Genomic DNA, 21,074 nt, shown 5'->3' with positions numbered 1-21,074 from the left:
ATGGGTGATCCGTTTCACGCTCGGCGAGAGCCGGTCGGTCGCGCGTGATGGGCTCGGTAGCATCAAGCACCGGCCCGGGCGGGGAACCGTTCGCCAGTCCCCTGAGCCGTGTCCGCCTTGGGACACCCCGTCCGCCGGTCCACGCAGCCGGAGGTGCCCATGAGTGCGGAGGCCACGAACCCCGCCGCGACCCCAGGCCCGGTAGTGCCTTCAGCGCCCCGCAGGCGCAGTCGCCCCCGGATCGACCTGCGTCGCCTCGGCCGGGCCGCGCTGCTCGGCCCCGCCTCCCGCGGCCGGCTGCCCGACGCGATCGGACACGTGGTCGAGGCCCATCGCGCCCACCACCCCGACGCCGACCTCGAACCGCTGCACCGCGCCTACGTGCTCGCCGAGTCCTCGCACCGCGGCCAGATGCGCAAGAGCGGCGAGCCCTACATCACGCACCCGCTCGCCGTGACCCTGATCCTCGCCGAACTGGGCGCGGAGACCACCGCCCTGACCGCCTCGCTGCTCCACGACACCGTCGAGGACACCGACGTGACGCTGGATCAGGTCGGCGAGCAGTTCGGCGCGGAGGTGCGCTATCTCGTCGACGGCGTCACCAAGCTGGAGAAGGTCGACTACGGGGCCGCCGCCGAGCCCGAGACCTTCCGCAAGATGCTCGTCGCCACCGGCAACGACGTCCGCGTGATGTCGATCAAACTCGCCGACCGGCTGCACAACATGCGCACCCTCGGGGTGATGCGCCCCGAGAAGCAGGAACGCATCGCCAAGGTCACGCGCGACGTCCTCATCCCGCTCGCCGAACGCCTCGGTGTCCAGGCGCTCAAGACCGAGCTCGAGGATCTCGTCTTCGCCATCCTCCACCCCGAGGAGTACGAGCACACCCGCGAACTGATCGTCGACAACGCCTCCCGCGCGGACGACCCCCTCGCCGAGTTCGCCGAGGCGATGCGCACGGTCCTGCGCGACGCCGACATCCAGGCCGAAGTCCTCATCCGGCCACGCCACTTCGTCTCCGTGCACCGCGCCTCCCGCAAACGGGGCCGCATGCGGGGCGCCGACTTCGGCCGGCTGCTGGTGCTGGTGAACGAGGACGCGGACTGTTACGCCGTCCTGGGCGAACTGCACACCTGTATGACCCCGGTCGTCTCGGAGTTCAAGGACTTCATCGCCGTCCCCAAGTTCAACCTGTACCAGTCGCTGCACACCGCGGTCGCCCGCGAGGACGGCCAGGTCGCCGAGGTCCTCATCCGCACCCACCAGATGCACAAGGTCGCCGAGGCCGGCGTCATCGCGCTGGGCAATCCCTACACCGGTTCCGCGGAGGAGCAGACCCGCGGCGGCGCCGACGAGGAGCGCGTCGACCCCACCCGGCCCGGGTGGCTCTCCCGCCTGCTGGACTGGCAGGAGGCCGCGCCCGACCCCGACACCTTCTGGTCCACCCTGCGCGAGGACCTCGCCCAGGACCGCGAGATCACCGTCTTCCGCCCCGACGGCGGCACCCTCGGCCTGCCCGACGGAGCCACCTGCGTCGACGCCGCGTACGCGCAGTACGGCGAGGACGCCCACGCCTGTATCGGCGCCCGGGTGAACGGCCGTCTGGCGACCCTCAGCACCGTCCTGAAGGACGGCGACACCGTCCAGCTCCTCATGGGTCAGGACCCCGCGTCGGAGCCCTCCAGGGAATGGCTGGAGCACGCGCACACGCCCGCCGCCCGGATCGCGATCCAGCGCTGGCTGGCCACCCACCCGGCCCCAACCGAGCAGGTCGGCCCCGGCGCGGCCGAGGACCCCGCGCCCGCCAGGCCCACCGGGGCGACCGCCGGATCAGCGGCCCACACCCCGGGGACGGGCACCTCCGCGGAGAGCGCCCCCGCGACGGTCCCGCCCGCGCCCCGGCCCGGCGCCGCGGTCACCGTCGTCGGCCGCCCCGGCGCGGGCGCCCGGCTCGCCGGCTGCTGCACGCCCGTCCCCCTGGACGACATCACCGGCTTCGCGGTACGCGGGGGAGTGGTCACCGTGCACCGCACCGAGTGCGCCGCGGTGGCGCGCATGGCGGGCGCCGGGCGCGCGGAAGTGGACGTGAGCTGGGGCGACACCACCGGCTGCCGGGTCACCCTGGTCGCCGAATCGTTCGGCCGGCCGCACCTGCTCGCCGACCTCACCGAGGCGATGGCGCTGGAGGGCGCCGAGATCGTCTCCGCGACCGTCGAGCCGCCGACCGAGCAGCGGGTACGCCACACGTACACCGTGCAGCTCCCGGACGCCGGCCACCTGCCCACCCTCATGCGCGCCATGCGGAACGTACCCGGCGTCTACGACGTGGGCCGCGCCCAGCACCACGCGCAGGCCTGAGCGGAACCGGCGTGACCACGGCCCACGCGCGCGTGAGCCGCGCCGCCGGTCGCGCGCTCCGCACACGCGCGTGCGCAACCCGTTCGAGTGGGCCGGAGGCGCGTCGCCGACGCGGCGGACATGCGCGCTGGTAGCGGTGGTCCATGCTGCTCACCCCTCGCGCCCGGCTGAAATCGGCGCTCCTCGCCTCGGCCGTCTCCGTCTGCCTCCTCGCCGCGAGCGCCCCGGCGGTCCCGCTCGGCGTCGGCGACCGCCTCTTCCCGTACCTGGGCAATCCCGGGTACGACGTCGCCTCCTACGACCTGGCCCTCGTCTATGGCGGCGCCAACGACAAACCCCTCCAGGCGGTGACCACCATCGACGCCTGGACCACGACCGACCTGGACCGCATCAACCTCGACTTCGCCCACGGCAAGGTCGAGTCGGTCGAGGTGAACGGCGCGACCGCCGCCTTCGCCAGTGCAGGGGACGACCTGGTGGTCACCCCGCAGAAGTCCCTGCCCGCGGGCAGCTGGGTGCGGATCACCGTGCGGCACACCAGCGACCCGGTGAGCGCCGACGGCCAGGACGGCGGCTGGGTGAAGACGGCCGACGGGCTCGCCATGGCCAACCAGGCGGACGCCGCGCACCTCGTCTTCCCGTGCAACGACCACCCGTCCGACAAGGCGATGTTCACCATCCGTGTCACCGCGCCCGACGCCTACACGGCCGTGGCGAACGGCCTGCCGACCGGTGTCGCACGCGCCGGCGGGTCGACGACCTGGACCTACCGCACCCAGCACCCCATGGCCACCGAGCTGGCCCAGGTGTCCATCGGCCGGTCCACGGTCGTCCACCGCGAGGGACCGCACGCCCTGCCCGTCCGGGACGTCGTGCCCACCAAGGACCGCGCGGCCCTCGAACCGTGGCTGAAGAAGACCCCTGCCCAGATCGCCTGGATGGAGGGCAAGGTCGGCCCCTACCCCTTCGAGACGTACGGCCTGCTGATGGCCGACGCCTCCACCGGGTTCGAGCTGGAGACACAGACGCTCTCGCTCTTCGAGAAGGACCTGTTCACCGAGCCCGCCTACCCCAAGTGGTACGTCGAGTCGATCATGGTGCACGAGCTGTCCCACCAGTGGTTCGGCGACAGCGTCAGCCCGCGCACGTGGTCCGACCTCTGGCTCAACGAGGGGCACGCCACCTGGTACGAGGCGCTGTACGCCGAGGAGAAGGGCGGCGGCGGGCACACCCTCGAAGCGCGGATGAAGGCTGCCTACGGCGCCTCGGACCGCTGGCGCGCCTCGGGTGGGCCGCCGGCGTCGCCCAAGGCACCCAACCCCGGCCAGAAGATCAGCATCTTCCGGCCCAACGTCTACGACGGCGCGGCCCTCGTCCTCTACGCCCTGCGCCAGGAGATCGGCCGGGCCGCGTTCGAGCACCTGGAGCGGGCGTGGGTCCACAACCACCGCGACGCCACGGCGAGCACGGCGGACTTCGAGCGCCTCGCCCAGGAGATCTCCGGACGTGATCTGACCCGGTTCTTCAAGGACTGGCTGTACGGCGCGAAGACCCCGACGATGCCCGGGCACCCGGACTGGAAGCAGGCGCCGCCGGCCGCGAAGGGCGAACCGAAGGCGGTACCCAAGGTCGCCCCGCCCGCCCGGCGGTCCGCGGAATAAGGCCGTGACGAGACGGGCCGTACCGTGCGACCATCGTGAGGCCGGCGCGGCACGGGACACGGGAATCTCCCGGGGTACTCGTGCGTTGTCCACCAAGAAGGCAGCCGTACCGGCATCCAACGACGTAAGGACCCAATGACCTCCTCTTCTTCCCCTTCCCAGGACACCCAGCGCGTTGCGCACGCCTACCCCGACGGTCTCCGGGCCGATGCCCTGATGGAAGAGGACGTCGCCTGGAGCCACGAGATCGACGGAGACCGGGACGGCGACCAGTTCGACCGCTCCGAGCGCGCGGCCCTGCGCCGCGTGGCCGGCCTCTCCACCGAGCTCGAGGACGTCACCGAGGTCGAGTACCGCCAGCTCCGTCTGGAGCGGGTCGTGCTCGTCGGCGTCTGGACCACCGGGACCGCACAGGAGGCGGACAACTCCCTCGCGGAGCTGGCCGCCCTCGCGGAGACGGCGGGCGCGCTCGTGCTCGACGGCGTCATCCAGCGCCGCGACAAGCCCGACGCGGCCACCTACATCGGCTCCGGCAAGGCCGCGGAGCTGCGCGACATCGTGCTCGAGACGGGCGCGGACACCGTCATCTGCGACGGTGAACTCAGCCCCGGCCAGCTGATCCACCTCGAGGACGTCGTCAAGGTCAAGGTCATCGACCGTACGGCCCTGATCCTCGACATCTTCGCCCAGCACGCCAAGTCCCGGGAGGGCAAGGCGCAGGTCGCGCTCGCGCAGATGCAGTACATGCTGCCGAGGCTGCGCGGCTGGGGCCAGTCGCTGTCCCGGCAGATGGGCGGCGGCTCGGGCGGCGGCCTCGCCACCCGTGGCCCCGGTGAGACCAAGATCGAGACCGACCGGCGACGGATCCGCGAGAAGATGGCGAAGATGCGCCGGGAGATCGCGGAGATGAAGACCGGCCGTGACATCAAGCGCCAGGAGCGCAAGCGTCACAAGGTCCCGTCGGTCGCCATCGCGGGCTACACCAACGCCGGCAAGTCGTCCCTGCTCAACCGCCTCACGGGCGCCGGAGTCCTGGTCGAGAACGCTCTGTTCGCGACCCTGGACCCGACCGTGCGCCGCGCCGAGACCCCGAGCGGCCGCCTCTACACGCTGGCGGACACGGTCGGTTTCGTACGGCACCTTCCGCACCACCTGGTCGAGGCGTTCCGCTCCACCATGGAGGAGGTCGGCGAGTCCGACCTGATCCTGCACGTGGTGGACGGCTCGCACCCGAACCCGGAGGAGCAGCTCGCCGCCGTGCGCGAGGTGGTCCGGGACGTCGGCGCCACCGATGTGCCCGAGATCGTCGTGATCAACAAGGCGGACGCGGCCGACCCGCTGACGCTCCAGCGGCTGATGCGGATCGAGAAGCGCTCCATCGCGGTCTCGGCCCGCACCGGCCAGGGCATCGACGAACTGCTCGCGCTCATCGACAACGAGCTGCCCAGGCCGTCCGTCGAGGTGGAGGCACTCGTGCCGTACACCCACGGAAGCCTGGTCGCCCGCGCCCACACCGAGGGCGAGGTGATCTCCGAGGAGCACACCGCGGAGGGCACCCTGCTGAAGGTGCGGGTGCACGAGGAACTGGCCGCGGACCTCGCGCCGTACGTGCCGGCTCCGCTCGCCTGAGCCGGCGTGACCCGCTGAACGCCCGGAGGCCCGCTCCCTGCACACCGCAGGGAGCGGGCCTCCGTCGTGAGCACGCCGTCCGTCGGCCGGCCTACCGACCGGCGAACTTGTCACTCACCGAGTCGTACACACCCTTGGCCACCGGACCGAGCCGCGGCCCGGCCAGCCAGCCCGCGCGCACCGGGCCGATCGAGGTGTTGGACACCAGCGACGGCTTGCCGTCCGACCCCGTCGCGACCCAGCCGCCGCCCGACGACCCACCGGTCATCGTGCAGCCGATGCGGTACATCGTGGGGTCCGTGGAACTGAGCGAGAACCGCCCCGGCTTGTCCTGGCACTGGTAGAGCTTCTGCCCGTCGTAGGGCGCCGCCGCCGGGTAGCCGGTCGCGGTGATGCTCTTCACCTTCGGCACGGCGGGCGCGTTGAAGTTCACGGGGAGCGCCGCACCGACGGTCTCCTCCAGCGACTTGCCCGAACCGCCCTCCTCCGGCGTCACATGGATGACGGCGTAGTCGTACGAGGCGCCGTCACCACCGGTCTGCCCGCCCTGCGCGATCCACTGGTCGGAGGTCTTCGTCCAGTCCCCCCACCACACACCGTACGGAGCCGCTTCCTCCTTGGTCGCGGTCTCCAGCTGCTCGGCGGACTTGCCCGAGTCGTTGTACGACGGCACGAACGCGATGTTGCGGTACCAGCCGCCGCCCTTGCCCGCGTGCACGCAGTGGCCCGCCGTCCACACCAGGTTGGACTTTCCGGGGTGGGCCGGGTCCTTCACGACGGTGGCCGAGCAGACCATGGTGCCCTCGGGGGAGTCGAAGAACACCTTGCCCGCCTCGGCGGCGTTCTCGTGGTACGACGGCTCGACGGCCTTCGCCTCCACCGCCTGCGGCGTCGGGTCGGTCACGCCTTGGTCGCCGGACAGGTCGTTCTCGTCGACGCTGCGGTCCGGGTCCTCGGCCTCCCGCATCCGGTCCGGGTCCCACAGACCCTTGATGATCGGGTTGACGTAGTCCTGCGCCTCACGCAGCCAGTCGTCCCTGTCCCAGTTCTTCCAGGCGCCGTTCTTCCACTTGTCGAGGTCGATCCCGTGCTCTTTGAGCCGGTCCTTGATGTCGTCGGGGATCGTGATCTTGCCGTCGCTGCCGGTCGACGCCGTCGCGGCGGCCCGGTCGTCCGTGTCGGCGCCGCCCGAGTCGCAGGCGGTCGCGGTGAGCGCGAGCACCGAGGCGAGGGCCAAGGCGCCCAGCACGGGGGAGGTTCGGCGGCGCGCGTTCCTCCCCCGGCGAGCGGTGGACGACGGCCGTATGGATCGCATGGTCTGACTCCCCCTGCTGTCAACGAACTTGAGGCACCGGCCGCCCCGCGGAGGGTGACTCATCGTGAACTCACACCGAGTTCAAGCGGTTCTCACGGCCGTGTGTGATGCCACCACACGATATGCGGTCGTTGCGGGGGACTCCCGACCGTATGGCAACTGTTCCGCCACAGACCGCCGCCCGGACCGGGACAGGAGGGGGAAAGCGACACAACGGAGCCGCTGTTCCACACCGGATCCACACGAAGAATGCGCAGCCGGACGAGGAGCCCGCGGACCGGAACACGGGCGGGGTCAATCCCGTGACGACCCGTAACCGTAACCGGCGCGGCCCTCCGGTGTTGGTAGCGACGGAGGCCGGTGCGTGTGCCCGCCCTCCGACCGGCGGGAGGACAGGGGGAGCCGTGGCCGCTACCGAGCCAGCGCCCGAAGGGGCCCCAGCGGGGCCCACCCACCGGGCCCGACCCGACGGAGCCCGCGGCGACGCCCCCCGCACCACGGGAGTCCTGGTCACCGAGTCATCCAGTGCGAGCGGCCGCAGGAGCGTCAGGAGCACCCACGAAGGCATCCTGCGCGGCCAGTCGGCGCGCGAGTCGGCGGCCCGCACCTACGCGCGTGCCCTCCCGATCGTGCCGGTACGGGCACGCGGGCTGACCATCGAGGGCGCGGACGGCCGCCGCTACCTGGACTGCCTCTCCGGAGCGGGAACCCTCGCGCTCGGCCACAACCACCCCGTCGTGCTGGAGGCCATCCGCAAGGTCCTCGACTCGGGCGCGCCCCTGCACGTCCTCGACCTCGCCACCCCCGTCAAGGACGCCTTCGTCACCGAGCTGTTCCGCACCCTGCCGCCCGGCCTGGCCGGCAACGCGCGCGTGCAGTTCTGCGGACCGGCCGGGACGGACGCCGTGGAGGCCGCCCTCGAACTGGTCCGGGCCGCCACCGGCCGCACCGGAGTGCTGGCCTTCAGCGGGGCCTGTCACGGCATGACCGCCGGCTCCCTCGAAGTCTCGGGCGGCGCCGCCGACGTGCGGGTGGCCCGCCTGCCCTATCCGCAGGACTACCGTTGTCCGTTCGGTGTCGGCGGCGACCGCGGCGCCGAACTCGCGGCGCGCTGGACCGAGTCCGTCCTCGACGATCCCGGATCCGGGGTGCGGCAGCCGGCCGGCATGATCCTCGAACCGGTGCAGGGAGAAGGCGGGGTGATCCCCGCACCGGACGCCTGGTTGCGCCGGATGCGGCAGATCACGGCCGAGCGCTCCGTCCCGCTGATCGCCGACGAGGTGCAGACGGGCGTCGGCCGCACCGGTGCCTTCTGGGCGGTGGAGCACAGCGGGATCGTCCCCGACGTGATGGTGCTGTCCAAGGCCATCGGAGGCAGCCTGCCGCTCGCCGTCATCGTCTACCGCGACGCCCTCGACGTCCGGCAGCCCGGCGCCCCCGCGGGCACGTTCCGCGGCAACCAGCTCGCCATGGCCGCGGGCACGGCCACCCTCGCCCACGTCCGCGAGAACGGCCTCGCGGAGCGCGCGGCCACGCTCGGCAGCCATATGCTCGACCGGCTCCGCGACCTCGCCCATCACTTCCCGGGCATGGGCGACGTGCGGGGACGGGGGCTGATGATCGGGATCGAGATGGTCGACCCCGAGACGGATCACGGACCTGACGCGGTCACCACCTCGCGGGTCACGCCCGAGGCAGTCACGCCCGAGAGGGGCACGCCCGAGGGGGTCACGGCGCCCTCTTCCCTCGACGACCCCCGCGTACGGGCCGACGGCGCCGACGGCCGCGCGGGCACGCCTCACCGGCCACCGCCACCACCGGCGCCCGAACTCGCCGCCGCCGTCCGGCGGGAGTGCCTGCGACGGGGGCTGATCGTCGAACTCGGCGCCCGCCACTCCGGCGTCGTGCGCCTGCTGCCACCCCTGACGATCACCGACGAGCAGGCCTCCGCCGTCCTGGACCGGCTGGCGGACGCGATCGCGGCGGCCTCCCGCGACCACATCCCCCCTGCGAACCACACGCCTCCCGACCCGACCCGATCTCAGTACTCCCCTCCGAGCGCAACCGGGACCCAGCCGGTCGGGCAGTACGAAGACCGCGACCGGCATCGACAGCGGCATCCCGTCCGGAGCCGGTCGAGCCGTGCGCCCGGGCCGGATGAACTCCGGGGCGACCAAGCCGACCCGGCGCGGTAGCCCCGAGCCCCCGCCCACGCTCCCGACCGAACCAGTCGGGCCAGGCCCAAGCCCGAGCCCAGGGCCACGGCACCGATGTCGGCACAGGCCGGCACCCCCCGCCGGGACGCTCCGCCCCCGTGTACCGCGAGCGCCTGTGCCCGGCGCCACCACCCGCTCGCGGCAGCCCCCATGACTTCACGAGGAACCACCTTGACCACCTCCTCCCACCAGTCCTCCTCCCTCACGCCTCCGGCCCCCCGACAGCAGGGGGAGGCCGCACCGCCACCAAACCCTGTCGAACCCTCGCGCCGCGTCACGAGGGAACTCCTGGACGACCCGGACCCGCACACGGCCGCCCAGGCCGCGGCCGTGGAGAACCTTCTGCGTTGCTGGGTGCGCGAGGCAGGCCTGTCCGAGCCCTCGGACGGCGTGCTCCGCGTGCCGTTGCCGGCCAGCGGCGTCACTTTGCTCGCCCCCGTCCGCTACTGGTCCCCGACCGGCTGGCACCGCTTCGGCTTTCCTCGTCTGTCGAGCGCCCCCGAGCAGTCCCCTCCCGCGGACGCCGTGACGGTCGCCGCTCTGCTCGCCCGCGAGACACCACAGGCCGACAGGCACGGTGAACCGGGCGCCCGAGAAGGGAGCGAGGAACACGGCGAAGGGAGGGGGGACGGGGACCGGTCCGGCGACGGTGACGGGGGCGGGGACCGGGTCAGGGGCGGGGGCGGGTACGGGGACCGGGACGGCGGAGTCACCGCACGGCACCGCGCCGAAGGGACCGACCTCGTCGCGCGCGTGGCCGACTCCGTCCGTCGGACCGCGGTCTTCCTCACCGAACGCCGAGCGAACCCCGCCGACGCGCCCGATCTGTTCCTCGCCGCGGAACAGGCCCTGCTGCTCGGTCACCCGCTGCACCCGACGCCGAAGAGCAGGGAAGGCCTTTCGGACGGCGAGGCGCGCCTCTACTCACCGGAGTCGCGTGGCTCCTTCCCCCTCCACTGGCTCGCCGTCGATCCTTCCGTGGTCGCCGCCGACTCCGCCTGGACCGAGGGCGGCCGTCCCGTCCCCGCCGCCCGGCTGACGTCCCGTCTCGCGGGCGCTCCGCTGCCGCTGCCGGAGGGGTTCGCCGCTCTGCCGGCGCACCCCTGGCAACTGCGCGAGGTGCGGCACCGCCCAGAGGCGGAGGCGCTGTTCGACGCCGGACTGCTGCGGGACCTGGGCGCCCACGGCCCCGCGTGGCACCCGACCTCCTCGGTGCGCACCCTCTACCGGCCGGGTGCCCCCGCGATGCTCAAACTGTCGCTCGGGCTGCGTATCACCAACTCCCTTCGTGAGAACCTCCGCAAAGAACTGCACCGTGGCGTCGAGGTGCACCGTCTTCTGCGCGCCGGCCTGGCCGCGCAGTGGCACGCCGCCCATCCGGGCTTCGACATCGTCCGCGATCCGGCGTGGCTCGCGGTCGACGGCGCCGACGGCCGCCCGTCGGCGGGCCTCGACGTGATGATCCGCCACAACCCCTTCGCGCCGGACGACGACGTGTCCTGCGTCGCCGGTCTCGTCGCACCCCGGCCCGGCCCGGCCGGCGTCCAGCGGTCCCGTCTTGCCGCGATCGTCGCCCGTCTCGCCGCACGGACGGGGCGCCCCCTGTCCGCGGTCGCCGCCGAGTGGTTCCTGCGCTATCTGGAACAGGTCGTCCGGCCGGTGCTGTGGCTGGACGGTGAAGCGGGGATCGCCCTGGAGGCGCACCAGCAGAACACCCTCCTCCTCCTGGACTCCGACGGCTGGCCCAGCGGCGGCCGCTACCGCGACAACCAGGGCTACTACTTCCGCGAGTCCGCCCGCGGGGAGCTCGAAGCCCGCCTGCCCGGTATCGGCGGGCGCAGCGACACCTTCGTCTCCGACGATGTCACCGACGAACGCTTCGCCTACTACCTGGGGATCAACAACGTGCTCGGACTCATCGGCGCGTTCGGGTCCCAGCGGCTCGCGGACGAGCGACTCCTGCTCGCGGGGTTCCGGCGCTTCCTGACCGACGCGGCCTGTGGCCCCCGGCGGCTGCGCGGTTCACTGGCGGCCCGCCTGCTCGACTCGCCCCGGCTGCGCTGCAAGGCCAACCTGCTGACCCGCCTGCACGGCCTCGACGAACTCGTCGGCCCGGTGGACACCCAGTCCGTCTACGTCACCATCGCCAACCCCCTCCACTCCTAGGACCCTCATCCAGCCCAGAACTCCCGTCCCCTTCTCCGAAGGCGTGCCCGCCCGCCGCACTCGCGGGACGAGCCCTGTGCCCCGGCCGACCGCTGAGAGGACCCGCCGTGCCTCCCGCTAAGACCCACGCCGACAGCCGCACACCACCCGGCACGGCCGATCCGCTCACCGGACCCGACGGCTGGGGGCCCGCCACCACTCCGGCAGGCCCGTTCCGTCTCGTCCCCGTGCAGGTCGAGCGGGACCTGCCACTCCTCGGCCGGTGGATGAACGACCCCGCCGTGGCGGCCTACTGGGAACTGGCGGGACCCCTGTCGAGGACCTCTCGACACCTGCGTCGCCAACGGGCCGACGGCGGGCACAGCCTCCCCTTCCTGGGCGTGCTGGCCGGCCGGCCCATGAGCTACTGGGAGGTCTACCGGGCGGACCTCGACCCGCTCGCTCGCCACTATCCCGCCCGGCCCCACGACACCGGTATCCACCTCCTCATCGGCGGCGAAACCGACCGCGGGCGAGGCCTGGGCAGCCGTCTGCTCACGGCCGTCACCGACCTCGTCCTCGACAGGAGGCCTTTGTGTACCCGCGTCGTCGCCGAACCCGACCTTCGCAACATTCCGTCCGTCGCCTCCTTCCTGAGTGCGGGCTTCCGGTTCTTCGCCGAGGTCGACCTGCCCACCAAACGGGCCGCCCTCATGATCAGGGACCGGGTCCCGCACGATCCCTCATGACAATCAGTGATCGTGTCGTCACAGAGGGAACGCCTCGCGGGCCGGATCGGTTCCCGCCGATTTCCGGCCTTCCCGCCACCACCCCGAGACCCACGGACCTCATGCCCTCCCTCCCGTCCGCCTGGACCACACGTTTGTCAGTGCCGAGCCGTAGGGTGGTCGCGCTATGACGAAGCCCTCTCTCCCCGAACTCCTGCACGCAGCCGTCACCGCTGTCGGCGGCACGGAGCGCCCCGGCCAGGTGACCATGGCCGAAGCCGTCGCCGAAGCGATCGACGACGGTTCCCATCTGCTGGTCCAGGCCGGCACCGGCACCGGTAAGTCGCTCGGCTACCTCGTGCCCGCCCTCGCGCACGGGGAGCGAGTGGTGGTGGCGACCGCCACGCTGGCCCTCCAGCGCCAGCTCGTGGAGCGGGACCTGCCGCGTACGGTCGACGCGCTGCACCCGCTGCTGCGCCGCCGCCCCGAGTTCGCGATGCTCAAGGGCAGATCGAACTACCTGTGCCTGCACCGGCTGCACGAAGGTGTCCCGCAGGACGAGGAGGAGGGGCTCTTCGACCAGTTCGAGGCGGCCGCCCCGACCAGCAAGCTGGGCCAGGACCTGCTCCGGCTGCGGGACTGGTCGGACGAGACCGAGTCCGGTGACCGGGACGACCTCACGCCCGGCGTCTCCGACCGGGCCTGGGCCCAGGTGTCGGTGTCGTCCAGGGAGTGTCTGGGAGCCACCAAGTGCGCCTACGGTGCCGAGTGCTTCGCGGAGCTGGCCCGTGAGCGCGCCAAGCTCGCCGAGGTCGTCGTCACCAACCACGCGCTGCTCGCCATCGACGCCATCGAGGGTGCTCCGGTCCTTCCGCAGCACGAGGTCCTGATCGTCGACGAGGCTCATGAGCTGGTCTCCCGGGTCACCGGCGTGGCCACCGGCGAGCTCACCCCCGGCCAGGTCAACCGCGCCGTACGCAGGGCGGCGAAGCTGGTGAACGAGAAGGCGGCCGACCAGCTCCAGACCGCCGCCGAAGGCTTCGAGCGGCTCATGGAACTGGCGCTGCCCGGCCGTCTGGAGGAGATCCCGGAAGACCTCGGGTACGCCCTGATGGCATTGCGCGACGCCGCCCGGACGGTCATCTCGGCCATCGGCGCGACCCGCGACAAGTCGGTCCAGGACGAGGACGCGGTCCGCAAGCAGGCCCTGGCGTCCGTGGAGAGCGTGCACGACGTCGCGGAGCGGATCGTCAACGGTTCCGAGTGGGATGTCGTCTGGTACGAGCGGCACGACCGGTTCGGCGCCTCGCTGCGGGTCGCGCCCATGTCGGTGTCGGGTCTGCTGCGGGAGAAGCTCTTCACGGACCGCTCCGTGACCCTGGCCTCGGCGACCCTGAAACTGGGCGGGGACTTCAACGGCGTGGGCGCCTCGATGGGGCTCGCCCCGGAGGGCACGGAGGGCGAGGACGTCCCGCAGTGGAAGGGCATCGACGTCGGTTCGCCCTTCGACTACCCGAAGCAGGGCATCCTCTACGTGGCCAAACACCTCGCGCGCCCCGCACGGGACGGCGATCGCGGCGACATGCTGGACGAGCTGACCGAACTGATCCAGGCGGCCGGCGGACGCACGCTCGGCCTGTTCTCCTCCATGCGGGCCGCGCAGCTCGCCGCCGAGGAGCTGCGCACCCGCGTCCCCGAGTTCCCCATCCTGCTCCAGGGCGAGGAGACGCTCGGCGAGCTGATCAAGAACTTTGCGGCGGATCCGAAGACCTGCCTCTTCGGCACGCTGTCGCTCTGGCAGGGCGTCGACGTCCCCGGGCCGAGCTGTCAGTTGGTCGTCATGGACAAGATCCCGTTCCCGCGTCCCGACGACCCCCTGATGAGCGCACGCCAGAAGGCGGTGGAAGAGGCCGGCGGCAACGGCTTCATGGCGGTCGCCGCCACCCACGCGGCGCTGCTGATGGCCCAGGGCGCGGGGCGCCTGGTACGGGCGTCGGGGGACAAGGGTGTCGTCGCCGTACTCGATCAGCGGCTGGCCACGGCCCGTTACGGCAGCTATCTGAAGGCGTCACTGCCGGACTTCTGGTACACCACGGACCGCAACCAGGTCCGCAGATCACTCGCCGCGATCGACGCGCAGGCCAGACAGAGCGAGGAGCAGTAGACAGAGCGAGGAGCAGTAACGGGGCAGGCACGGGGCGGTCGGACGGCTGGGCGCCGTGCGAGGGCCAGGTGCAGCCGGAGGGCTGGGCGCTGCTGAGGGGCCAGAGTCAGTCGAGGTGCAGTCGACGTGCAGCGCGCGGCCCGGAGGCCTGGAGTACTCGGCGTCCAGCGCTCGGGCGTGAGAGGAGGGGCCGCCCGGTCACGGGAGCCCCTCTTCGGTGAGCCTGCGCGCGAGCGATCGGGCGCAGCACAGGGCCCCGGAACCGGCGCAGGGATCCCGGGGCCCAGATCAGAGGGTGGACGGGCGGGTGCCCCTTCCACCGCCGTGCTCAGACGCGGCGGAGCACCGCCACCACCTTGCCGAGAATCGTCGCGTCGTCGCCCGGGATCGGCTCGTAGGCCGCGTTGTGGGGGAGGAGCCAGACATGGCCGTCCTCCCGCTTGAAGCGCTTGACGGTGGCCTCGCCGTCGAGCATCGCCGCCACGATGTCGCCGTTCTCGGCGACGGGCTGGCGGCGGACGGTGACCCAGTCGCCGTCGCAGATCGCGGCTTCGATCATCGAGTCGCCGACGACCTTGAGCACGAACAGCTCGCCGTCACCCACGAGCTGCCTCGGGAGCGGGAAGACGTCCTCGACCGACTCCTCGGCGAGGATCGGGCCACCGGCGGCGATCCGCCCGACCAGGGGGACGTACGACGCGGCGGGCTTGCCGGCGGTGTCCGTCGGCTGCACGGAGGCGGCCTGGTCGGAGCCGCGCACCTCGTAGGCGCGCGGCCGGTGCGGGTCGCGGCGCAGGAAACCCTTGCGCTCCAACGCCATCAACTGGTGCGCGACCGACGACGTGCTCGACAGGCCGACCGCCTGACCGATCTCCCGCATCGACGGCGGGTAGCCGCGCCGCTGTACGGAGTCCCTGATGACCTCGATCACCCGGCGCTGCCGGTCGGTGAGTCCCGAGCTGTCGGCGCGGATGCCTGGAGGTCGGCCAGGCAGCGAGCGCTTGTGTCCCTCGGGGTTCATGGCTTCGTTCATCGCATGCACCGGCTCGAGTCGGCCCTGGGAGCGGTCCTGGGCAGTGATGGTGGCGCTGTCTGCGGTGGTGGTCACGTCGGCCCCTCTCGATTGTCTCCCTGCTGGACAACGGTAGTAGCTTTCGAAAGGTTGCGCCAAACACACGTTCGAGTGAAAAAGCGTGGATAACCTGACTTGATCATGTGTCCGGGTGTATCCGCTGACGTGCTGTCCGTCCGGCCAACGAGCCAGGGCCGGCTGTACTCTTCACCTCCGGGACGGACGACCCGGCGGGGTGCGGCCCCAGTCTGCCATCCGGTGCGCCGGAGGCCGGGTGGCGGTCGGCGATCTGCGCGAGAGTCCCACTCGTCCTCCCTGCGGCGCCCACGGTATCGCCGTATCCATCGCGCGCGTACGGATGCATGCGCGCGTGCACGGGTGGTTTTCGGGTGCTGGGTGTGACGGCGGGACAGCGTGAGGTGAGCCCCCGTGGCGCGACACGCGACACAGCCTGGGCATATGGGCCCAGCCCCCATATGTAGTGGTTGGATTGCATCAGTGGCCCAGAAGTTGTGGTCCCCGGTGTCTTCGGATGCTCGCGGATCGCCTATGCTTGGGGCTGCTTCGAGGGGCCCGTGAGGCCCGACGAGGTCATTGAGTCTGCTGTGAGGAGGGTTGGAGTACATGCACTGCCCCTTCTGCAGGCACCCCGACAGCCGTGTGGTCGACAGCCGTACGACGGACGACGGCACGTCGATCCGCAGGCGCCGCCAGTGCCCTGACTGCTCCCGTCGTTTCACGACCGTGGAGACGTGCTCGCTCATGGTGGTGAAGCGCTCCGGGGTCACCGAGCCCTTCAGTCGCACCAAGGTCATCAACGGCGTGCGCAAGGCATGTCAGGGGCGGCCGGTCACAGAGGACGCGCTGGCCCAGCTCGGCCAGCGGGTCGAGGAGGCGGTGCGGGCCACCGGAAGCGCCGAGCTGACCACCCACGACGTGGGGCTGGCCATACTCGGCCCGTTGCAGGAGCTCGACCTCGTCGCCTATCTGCGGTTCGCCTCCGTCTACCGGGCGTTCGACTCGCTCGAGGACTTCGAGGCGGCCATCGCGGAGCTCAGGGACCAGACGGCGCGCCTCGCCGCGGACGACGAAGACCGCGAGGGCGACGCAGGGGTCGTCACGGGGAGCCGGGAAGACGAAGGCGGGCCGGGCGACGCCGTGCGGGTTCCCGAGCCCGCCCAAGCCGCCGACTGACCGGCGGGCCGGAACCGGTGCCGTGGGCCCGGGGACGGCCGGGCGGCGGCGGACCAGGACCTGCTGTGGGCGTAGCGCGTGGTGCCCACAGCACAAGACAGAACAGCGTGCCACGGGAACAGCGTGGCATTTTAGGGCGTTTTCGCCCGCAGAGGGAGGCGGCATGACAGAGACGGCGAGCGGTCCGGCACGAGGTACCCGTGCCAAGGGTGCCAAGCCCACCAAGGGCCTGCGCATCGAGCGCATCCACACGACCCCCGGAGTGCACCCCTACGACGAGGTGGCCTGGGAGCGTCGTGACGTCGTCATGACCAACTGGCGCGACGGCTCGGTCAATTTCGAGCAGCGTGGCGTCGAGTTCCCCGACTTCTGGTCGGTGAACGCGGTCAACATCGTCACCAGCAAGTACTTCCGCGGGGCGGTCGGCACCCCGCAGCGCGAGACCGGCCTCCGCCAGCTGATCGACCGCATCGTGAAGACGTACCGGAAGGCCGGTGAGGACCACAAGTACTTCGCCTCGCCCGCCGACGCAGAGATCTTCGAGCACGAGCTGGCGTACGCCCTCCTGCACCAGATCTTCAGCTTCAACAGCCCCGTCTGGTTCAACGTCGGAACCCCGCAGCCGCAGCAGGTCTCCGCCTGCTTCATCCTGGCCGTCGACGACTCCATGGAGTCGATCCTCGACTGGTACAAGGAAGAGGGCATGATCTTCAAGGGCGGCTCCGGAGCCGGCCTGAACCTCTCCCGCATCCGCTCCTCCAAGGAGCTCCTCTCCTCGGGCGGCAACGCCTCCGGCCCGGTCTCCTTCATGCGCGGTGCCGACGCCTCCGCCGGCACCATCAAGTCCGGTGGCGCCACCCGTCGCGCGGCCAAGATGGTCGTCCTCGACGTCGACCACCCGGACGTCGAGGACTTCATCGCCACCAAGGTGAAGGAAGAGGAGAAGATCCGCGCCCTGCGCGACGCGGGCTTCGACATGGACCTGGGCGGCGACGACATCACGTCCGTCCAGTACCAGAACGCCAACAACAGCGTCCGCGTGAACGACGAGTTCATGACGGCCGTGGAGAACGGCACCGAGTTCGGCCTGCGCGCCCGGATGACCGGCGAGATCATCGAGAAGGTCGACGCCAAGGCGCTGTTCCGCAAGCTCGCCGAGGCAGCCTGGGCCTGCGCCGACCCGGGCATCCAGTACGACGGTGTGATCAACAACTGGCACACCTGCCCGGAGTCCGGCCGGATCACCGCGTCGAACCCGTGCAGCGAGTACATGCACCTGGACAACACGTCCTGCAACCTCGCCTCACTGAACCTGATGAAGTTCCTCAAGGACGACGGCAAGGGCAACCAGTCCTTCGAGGCCGACCGTTTCCAGAAGGTCGTCGAGCTCGTCATCACCGCGATGGACATCTCCATCTGCTTCGCGGACTTCCCGACGCAGAAGATCGGCGAGAACACGCGCGCGTTCCGCCAGCTGGGCATCGGCTACGCCAACCTCGGCGCCCTGCTGATGGCCACGGGTCACGCCTACGACTCCGACGGCGGCCGCTCCCTGGCCGGTGCCATCACCTCCCTCATGACGGGCACCGCCTACCGCCGCTCCTCCGAGCTGGCCGCGGTCGTGGGTCCGTACGACGGCTACGCCCGCAACGCCGACGCCCACAACCGGGTCATGAAGCAGCACTCCGACGCCAACGGCGTGGCCGTGCGCATGGACGACCTGGACAGCCCCGTCTGGGCCGCCGCCACGGAGGCCTGGCAGGACGTGCTGCGCCTCGGCGAGAAGAACGGTTTCCGTAACTCGCAGGCGTCCGTGCTCGCCCCGACCGGCACCATCGGTCTGGCGATGTCCTGCGACACCACCGGCGTCGAGCCCGACCTCGCCCTGGTCAAGTTCAAGAAGCTGGTCGGCGGCGGCTCGATGCAGATCGTCAACGGCACCGTCCCGCAGGCCCTGCGCCGCCTGGGCTACCAGGAGGAGCAGATCGAGGCGATCGTCGCCCACATCGCCGACAACGGCAACGTGATCGACGCTCCCGGCCTCAAGCAGGAGCACTACGAGGTGTTCGACTGCGCCATGGGCGAGCGTGCCATCTCCCCGATGGGCCACGTCCGCATGATGGCCGCGATCCAGCCCTGGATCTCCGGCGCCATCTCCAAGACGGTCAACATGCCGGAGACGGCGACCGTCGAGGAGGTCGAGGAGATCTACTTCGAGGCCTGGAAGCTCGGCGTCAAGGCGCTCGCGATCTACCGCGACAACTGCAAGGTCGGCCAGCCCCTCTCCGCGAAGACCAAGGAGAAGGAGAAGACCGAGGTCACCGAGAAGGCCGAGGAGACGATCCGCGCCGCGGTCGAGAAGGTCATCGAGTACCGCCCGGTCCGCAAGCGCCTGCCCAAGGGCCGTCCCGGCATCACCACCTCCTTCACGGTCGGGGGCGCCGAGGGCTACATGACCGCCAACTCCTACCCGGACGACGGTCTCGGCGAGGTCTTCCTGAAGATGTCCAAGCAGGGCTCGACGCTCGCCGGCATGATGGACGCCTTCTCCATCGCGGTCTCCGTCGGTCTCCAGTACGGCGTGCCCCTGGAGACGTACGTCTCGAAGTTCACCAACATGCGCTTCGAGCCGGCCGGCATGACCGACGACCCGGACGTGCGGATGGCGCAGTCGATCGTCGACTACATCTTCCGTCGCCTGGCGCTGGACTTCCTGCCCTTCGAGACGCGCTCCGCGCTCGGCATCCACTCCGCCGAGGAGCGTCAGCGTCACCTGGAGACCGGTTCGTACGAGCCGGCCTTCGAGGAGGAGGACGTGGACGTCGAGGGCCTCGCCCAGTCGGCGCCGCGCCAGACCGACCTGAAGGCCGTCGCCACCCCGAAGGCCGAGGTCGAGGCGGCCGCGCCCGCGCCGAAGCAGGTCCACACCAGCGCCGAACTGGTGGAGATGCAGCTCGGTATCCAGGCGGACGCCCCGCTGTGCTTCTCCTGCGGTACGAAGATGCAGCGGGCCGGTTCCTGCTACATCTGCGAGGGCTGCGGCTCGACGAGCGGTTGCAGCTGATCAAGGCCGTGCGGGCCCGGTCGCGACCATGAGGTCGCGCCGAGCCGCAGAGGGCGGTGGAGCCGGATTCCGGCTCCACCGCCCTCGGTGTTTTCGGCGTCCGTTCCGTACGGACGGCCGACGGTCGTGCCCTGCGGGGCCAGGCCGAGCCCGGCCCTGCCCGTCGTCGCCCGCAGAGGTGTCGCGGGGCGGCCGGGAGCCGCCGGACACGGCCTAGGAGCGGCGCAGCTGCCCCATGGTGCTGGTGAACGTGGCCGGGTCGTCCTCGAACCCCTGGACCCCGGAGTGGAACGACCATCCGTCGGACGACTCACGCAGGAACTCGCCGACCGTCGCCGCGGTCGCGCCGAGGACGTCCGCGAAGTCGTCCTCGTCCAGCACGGTGTAGCCCTCCCGTATCCGGAAGGCGGGGTTGAGCACACCGACGAAGCTCCGGTGCTGCTGGCTCTGCTGGATGACGACACCCACGACCACGCGCGCGTAACGCGCGTCGAGGCGGTCGAGTTCCAGCGTCATCACCTCGTCCCAGCCGAACCCCTTGCCGTCCTTGCTGTCCCGGTTGAGGTAGATCGTCCCGTCGGGGGAGCGGCTGTCGAAGTGCACCACGTAGGCCGGAGCTCCGTGCGGATCGCTCGCCAGGTACGTGGCGGCCACGATGTCCAGGTCGGTGGGCGGCTGTCCCGTCGGACTCGGGTCCCACTTCAGAGCCATCTCGACCTTGCGGATTCCCTTGTTGAGGCCGCTCACCGGAATTCCCCTCCCCGTAATCCCCGTCTGTCACGGCCCCGAACTGGTGCGTTCCCAGGGCCGGTTGTCCATCCTGCCACGCGCGCGTGCGGCCTCGCAGTGCTGCTCCCCGAACGAAGGTGACCAACGCCACGCCGACTGGCCTTACCATGGCGCGGTGCTGGTCAAGTGGATTCGCTGCACCGTGGTGGACCGCCGCGGTTTCGAACGGGGGCAGCGAAAGTGGGCGGGGCTTCTGGGGGAGCCGGGGTTCCGGGGGCAGGGCGGGGGCTGGAGCAGGGGGCGGCCCTCCGTCGCGCATGTCTTCACGTTCTGGGAGAGCCGTGCCTTCTACGACTCGTTCATGGCGCGCTCCCATGATCGACTGGCGTCGGGGCAGTCGGGCACGTTCAAGGACGTCCAGGTACGTCTGTTCGACTACCGCTTCGACGTGAAGACGGGGTTCGAGCCCCGCTTCACGGATTCGGACCTGCTGAGGGTGGCGCTGTGCCGGGTCCACGAGGAGCGCGCCGAACACTTCACCCTCATGCAGGAGAAGGTCTGGAACCCCGCGATGGCGGGCTCGCCCGGCATGATCCGGGGGTTCTTCGCCGAGGCGCCCGGACCCGAGTTCATGGTGCTCTCGATGTGGCGTTCCGAGGCGGAGCACGGGAAGTACCGCACCGAACGCGTCGAGCGGCTCGCGCTGCGCGCCCAGATCGAGGCCGACATAGCCTCGCTCACCGGCGACATCGTCGAGCTCGAGTCGACCTGGACGGTCTGAGGAGCGAACGGGTCCGGG

At 71.1% G+C, this 21,074-nt stretch carries 13 protein-coding genes; 10 read left to right on the top strand and 3 right to left on the bottom strand.

Translation table 11 applies throughout. The annotated features are described in order from the left end of the window. Window positions 1–159: 159 nt before the first annotated feature. The 3 genes from Saso_RS32515 to hflX all read left to right on the top strand — a co-directional run bounded on the left by Saso_RS32515 (window position 160) and on the right by hflX (window position 5,648). Window positions 160–2,358, top strand: coding sequence for a RelA/SpoT family protein (locus Saso_RS32515; RefSeq protein ID WP_189927737.1), 2,199 nt, complete (start codon window positions 160–162; stop codon window positions 2,356–2,358). Between the two features lie 143 nt (window positions 2,359–2,501). Beyond that, on the top strand, window positions 2,502–4,019 hold the full coding sequence (locus tag Saso_RS32510) for a M1 family metallopeptidase (RefSeq protein ID WP_189927736.1): 1,518 nt from the start codon (window positions 2,502–2,504) through the stop codon (window positions 4,017–4,019). A gap of 135 nt (window positions 4,020–4,154) precedes the next feature. After that, window positions 4,155–5,648, top strand: a complete 1,494-nt coding sequence (gene hflX, locus Saso_RS32505; RefSeq protein WP_189927735.1) for a GTPase HflX — start codon at window positions 4,155–4,157, stop codon at window positions 5,646–5,648. Window positions 5,649–5,739: 91 nt separating this feature from the next. Here hflX and Saso_RS32500 read toward each other — a convergent pair whose 3' ends face one another. After that, entirely contained in the window at window positions 5,740–6,963 is a 1,224-nt protein-coding gene (locus Saso_RS32500) for a trypsin-like serine peptidase (protein ID WP_189927734.1), read from the bottom strand. Window positions 6,964–7,469: 506 nt separating this feature from the next. Between Saso_RS32500 and Saso_RS32495 the strand changes: the two genes are divergently transcribed. The 4 genes from Saso_RS32495 (at window position 7,470) to Saso_RS32480 (ending at window position 14,216) form a co-directional block, all read left to right on the top strand. After that, complete coding sequence (locus tag Saso_RS32495; protein ID WP_229901563.1) at window positions 7,470–9,158, top strand: diaminobutyrate--2-oxoglutarate transaminase family protein; 1,689 nt, start codon at window positions 7,470–7,472, stop codon at window positions 9,156–9,158. Window positions 9,159–9,350: 192 nt separating this feature from the next. Beyond that, on the top strand, window positions 9,351–11,345 hold the full coding sequence (locus tag Saso_RS32490) for an IucA/IucC family protein (RefSeq protein ID WP_372442522.1): 1,995 nt from the start codon (window positions 9,351–9,353) through the stop codon (window positions 11,343–11,345). Beyond that, window positions 11,240–12,073, top strand: a complete 834-nt coding sequence (locus Saso_RS32485) for a GNAT family N-acetyltransferase (protein ID WP_189927782.1) — start codon at window positions 11,240–11,242, stop codon at window positions 12,071–12,073. Before Saso_RS32490 ends, Saso_RS32485 begins: the two co-directional genes overlap by 106 nt. Window positions 12,074–12,239: 166 nt before the next feature. Beyond that, window positions 12,240–14,216 carry an ATP-dependent DNA helicase gene (locus Saso_RS32480; RefSeq protein WP_189927731.1) on the top strand — a complete coding sequence of 659 codons (1,977 nt, stop codon included), beginning with the start codon at window positions 12,240–12,242 and terminating at the stop codon, window positions 14,214–14,216. Window positions 14,217–14,544: 328 nt separating this feature from the next. Here Saso_RS32480 and lexA read toward each other — a convergent pair whose 3' ends face one another. Next, window positions 14,545–15,324, bottom strand: a complete 780-nt coding sequence (gene lexA, locus Saso_RS32475) for a transcriptional repressor LexA (protein WP_057575372.1) — start codon at window positions 15,322–15,324, stop codon at window positions 14,545–14,547. Between the two features lie 588 nt (window positions 15,325–15,912). Here lexA and nrdR point away from each other — a divergent pair. Continuing rightward, window positions 15,913–16,482: a transcriptional regulator NrdR gene (gene nrdR, locus Saso_RS32470; protein WP_189927730.1), complete on the top strand. Its 570-nt coding sequence runs from the start codon at window positions 15,913–15,915 to the stop codon at window positions 16,480–16,482. A gap of 163 nt (window positions 16,483–16,645) precedes the next feature. Then, window positions 16,646–19,546, top strand: a complete 2,901-nt coding sequence (locus Saso_RS32465) for a vitamin B12-dependent ribonucleotide reductase (RefSeq protein WP_189927729.1) — start codon at window positions 16,646–16,648, stop codon at window positions 19,544–19,546. A 213-nt stretch (window positions 19,547–19,759) separates the two neighbouring features. Here Saso_RS32465 and Saso_RS32460 read toward each other — a convergent pair whose 3' ends face one another. Further along, entirely contained in the window at window positions 19,760–20,293 is a 534-nt protein-coding gene (locus tag Saso_RS32460; protein WP_189927728.1) for a TerD family protein, read from the bottom strand. A gap of 157 nt (window positions 20,294–20,450) precedes the next feature. Here Saso_RS32460 and Saso_RS32455 point away from each other — a divergent pair, with 157 nt between their 5' ends. Beyond that, on the top strand, window positions 20,451–21,056 hold the full coding sequence (locus Saso_RS32455; RefSeq protein WP_189927727.1) for a YdbC family protein: 606 nt from the start codon (window positions 20,451–20,453) through the stop codon (window positions 21,054–21,056). Window positions 21,057–21,074 lie beyond the last annotated feature (18 nt).

The organism is Streptomyces asoensis (assembly GCF_016860545.1).
GTDB lineage: Bacteria > Actinomycetota > Actinomycetes > Streptomycetales > Streptomycetaceae > Streptomyces > Streptomyces asoensis.
The sequence above is the reverse complement of the archived record's forward strand: the minus strand, read 5'-3'. Positions and strand labels throughout refer to the sequence as shown.

Coding starts and splice junctions, on each gene's coding strand:
- Saso_RS32465 (WP_189927729.1), top strand. CDS start 16,646: ATGACAGAGACGGCGAGCGGTCCGGCACGAGGTACCCGTGCCAAGGGT.
- Saso_RS32480 (WP_189927731.1), top strand. CDS start 12,240: ATGACGAAGCCCTCTCTCCCCGAACTCCTGCACGCAGCCGTCACCGCT.
- hflX (WP_189927735.1), top strand. CDS start 4,155: ATGACCTCCTCTTCTTCCCCTTCCCAGGACACCCAGCGCGTTGCGCAC.
- Saso_RS32515 (WP_189927737.1), top strand. CDS start 160: ATGAGTGCGGAGGCCACGAACCCCGCCGCGACCCCAGGCCCGGTAGTG.
- nrdR (WP_189927730.1), top strand. CDS start 15,913: ATGCACTGCCCCTTCTGCAGGCACCCCGACAGCCGTGTGGTCGACAGC.
- Saso_RS32510 (WP_189927736.1), top strand. CDS start 2,502: ATGCTGCTCACCCCTCGCGCCCGGCTGAAATCGGCGCTCCTCGCCTCG.
- Saso_RS32500 (WP_189927734.1), bottom strand. CDS start 6,963: ATGCGATCCATACGGCCGTCGTCCACCGCTCGCCGGGGGAGGAACGCG.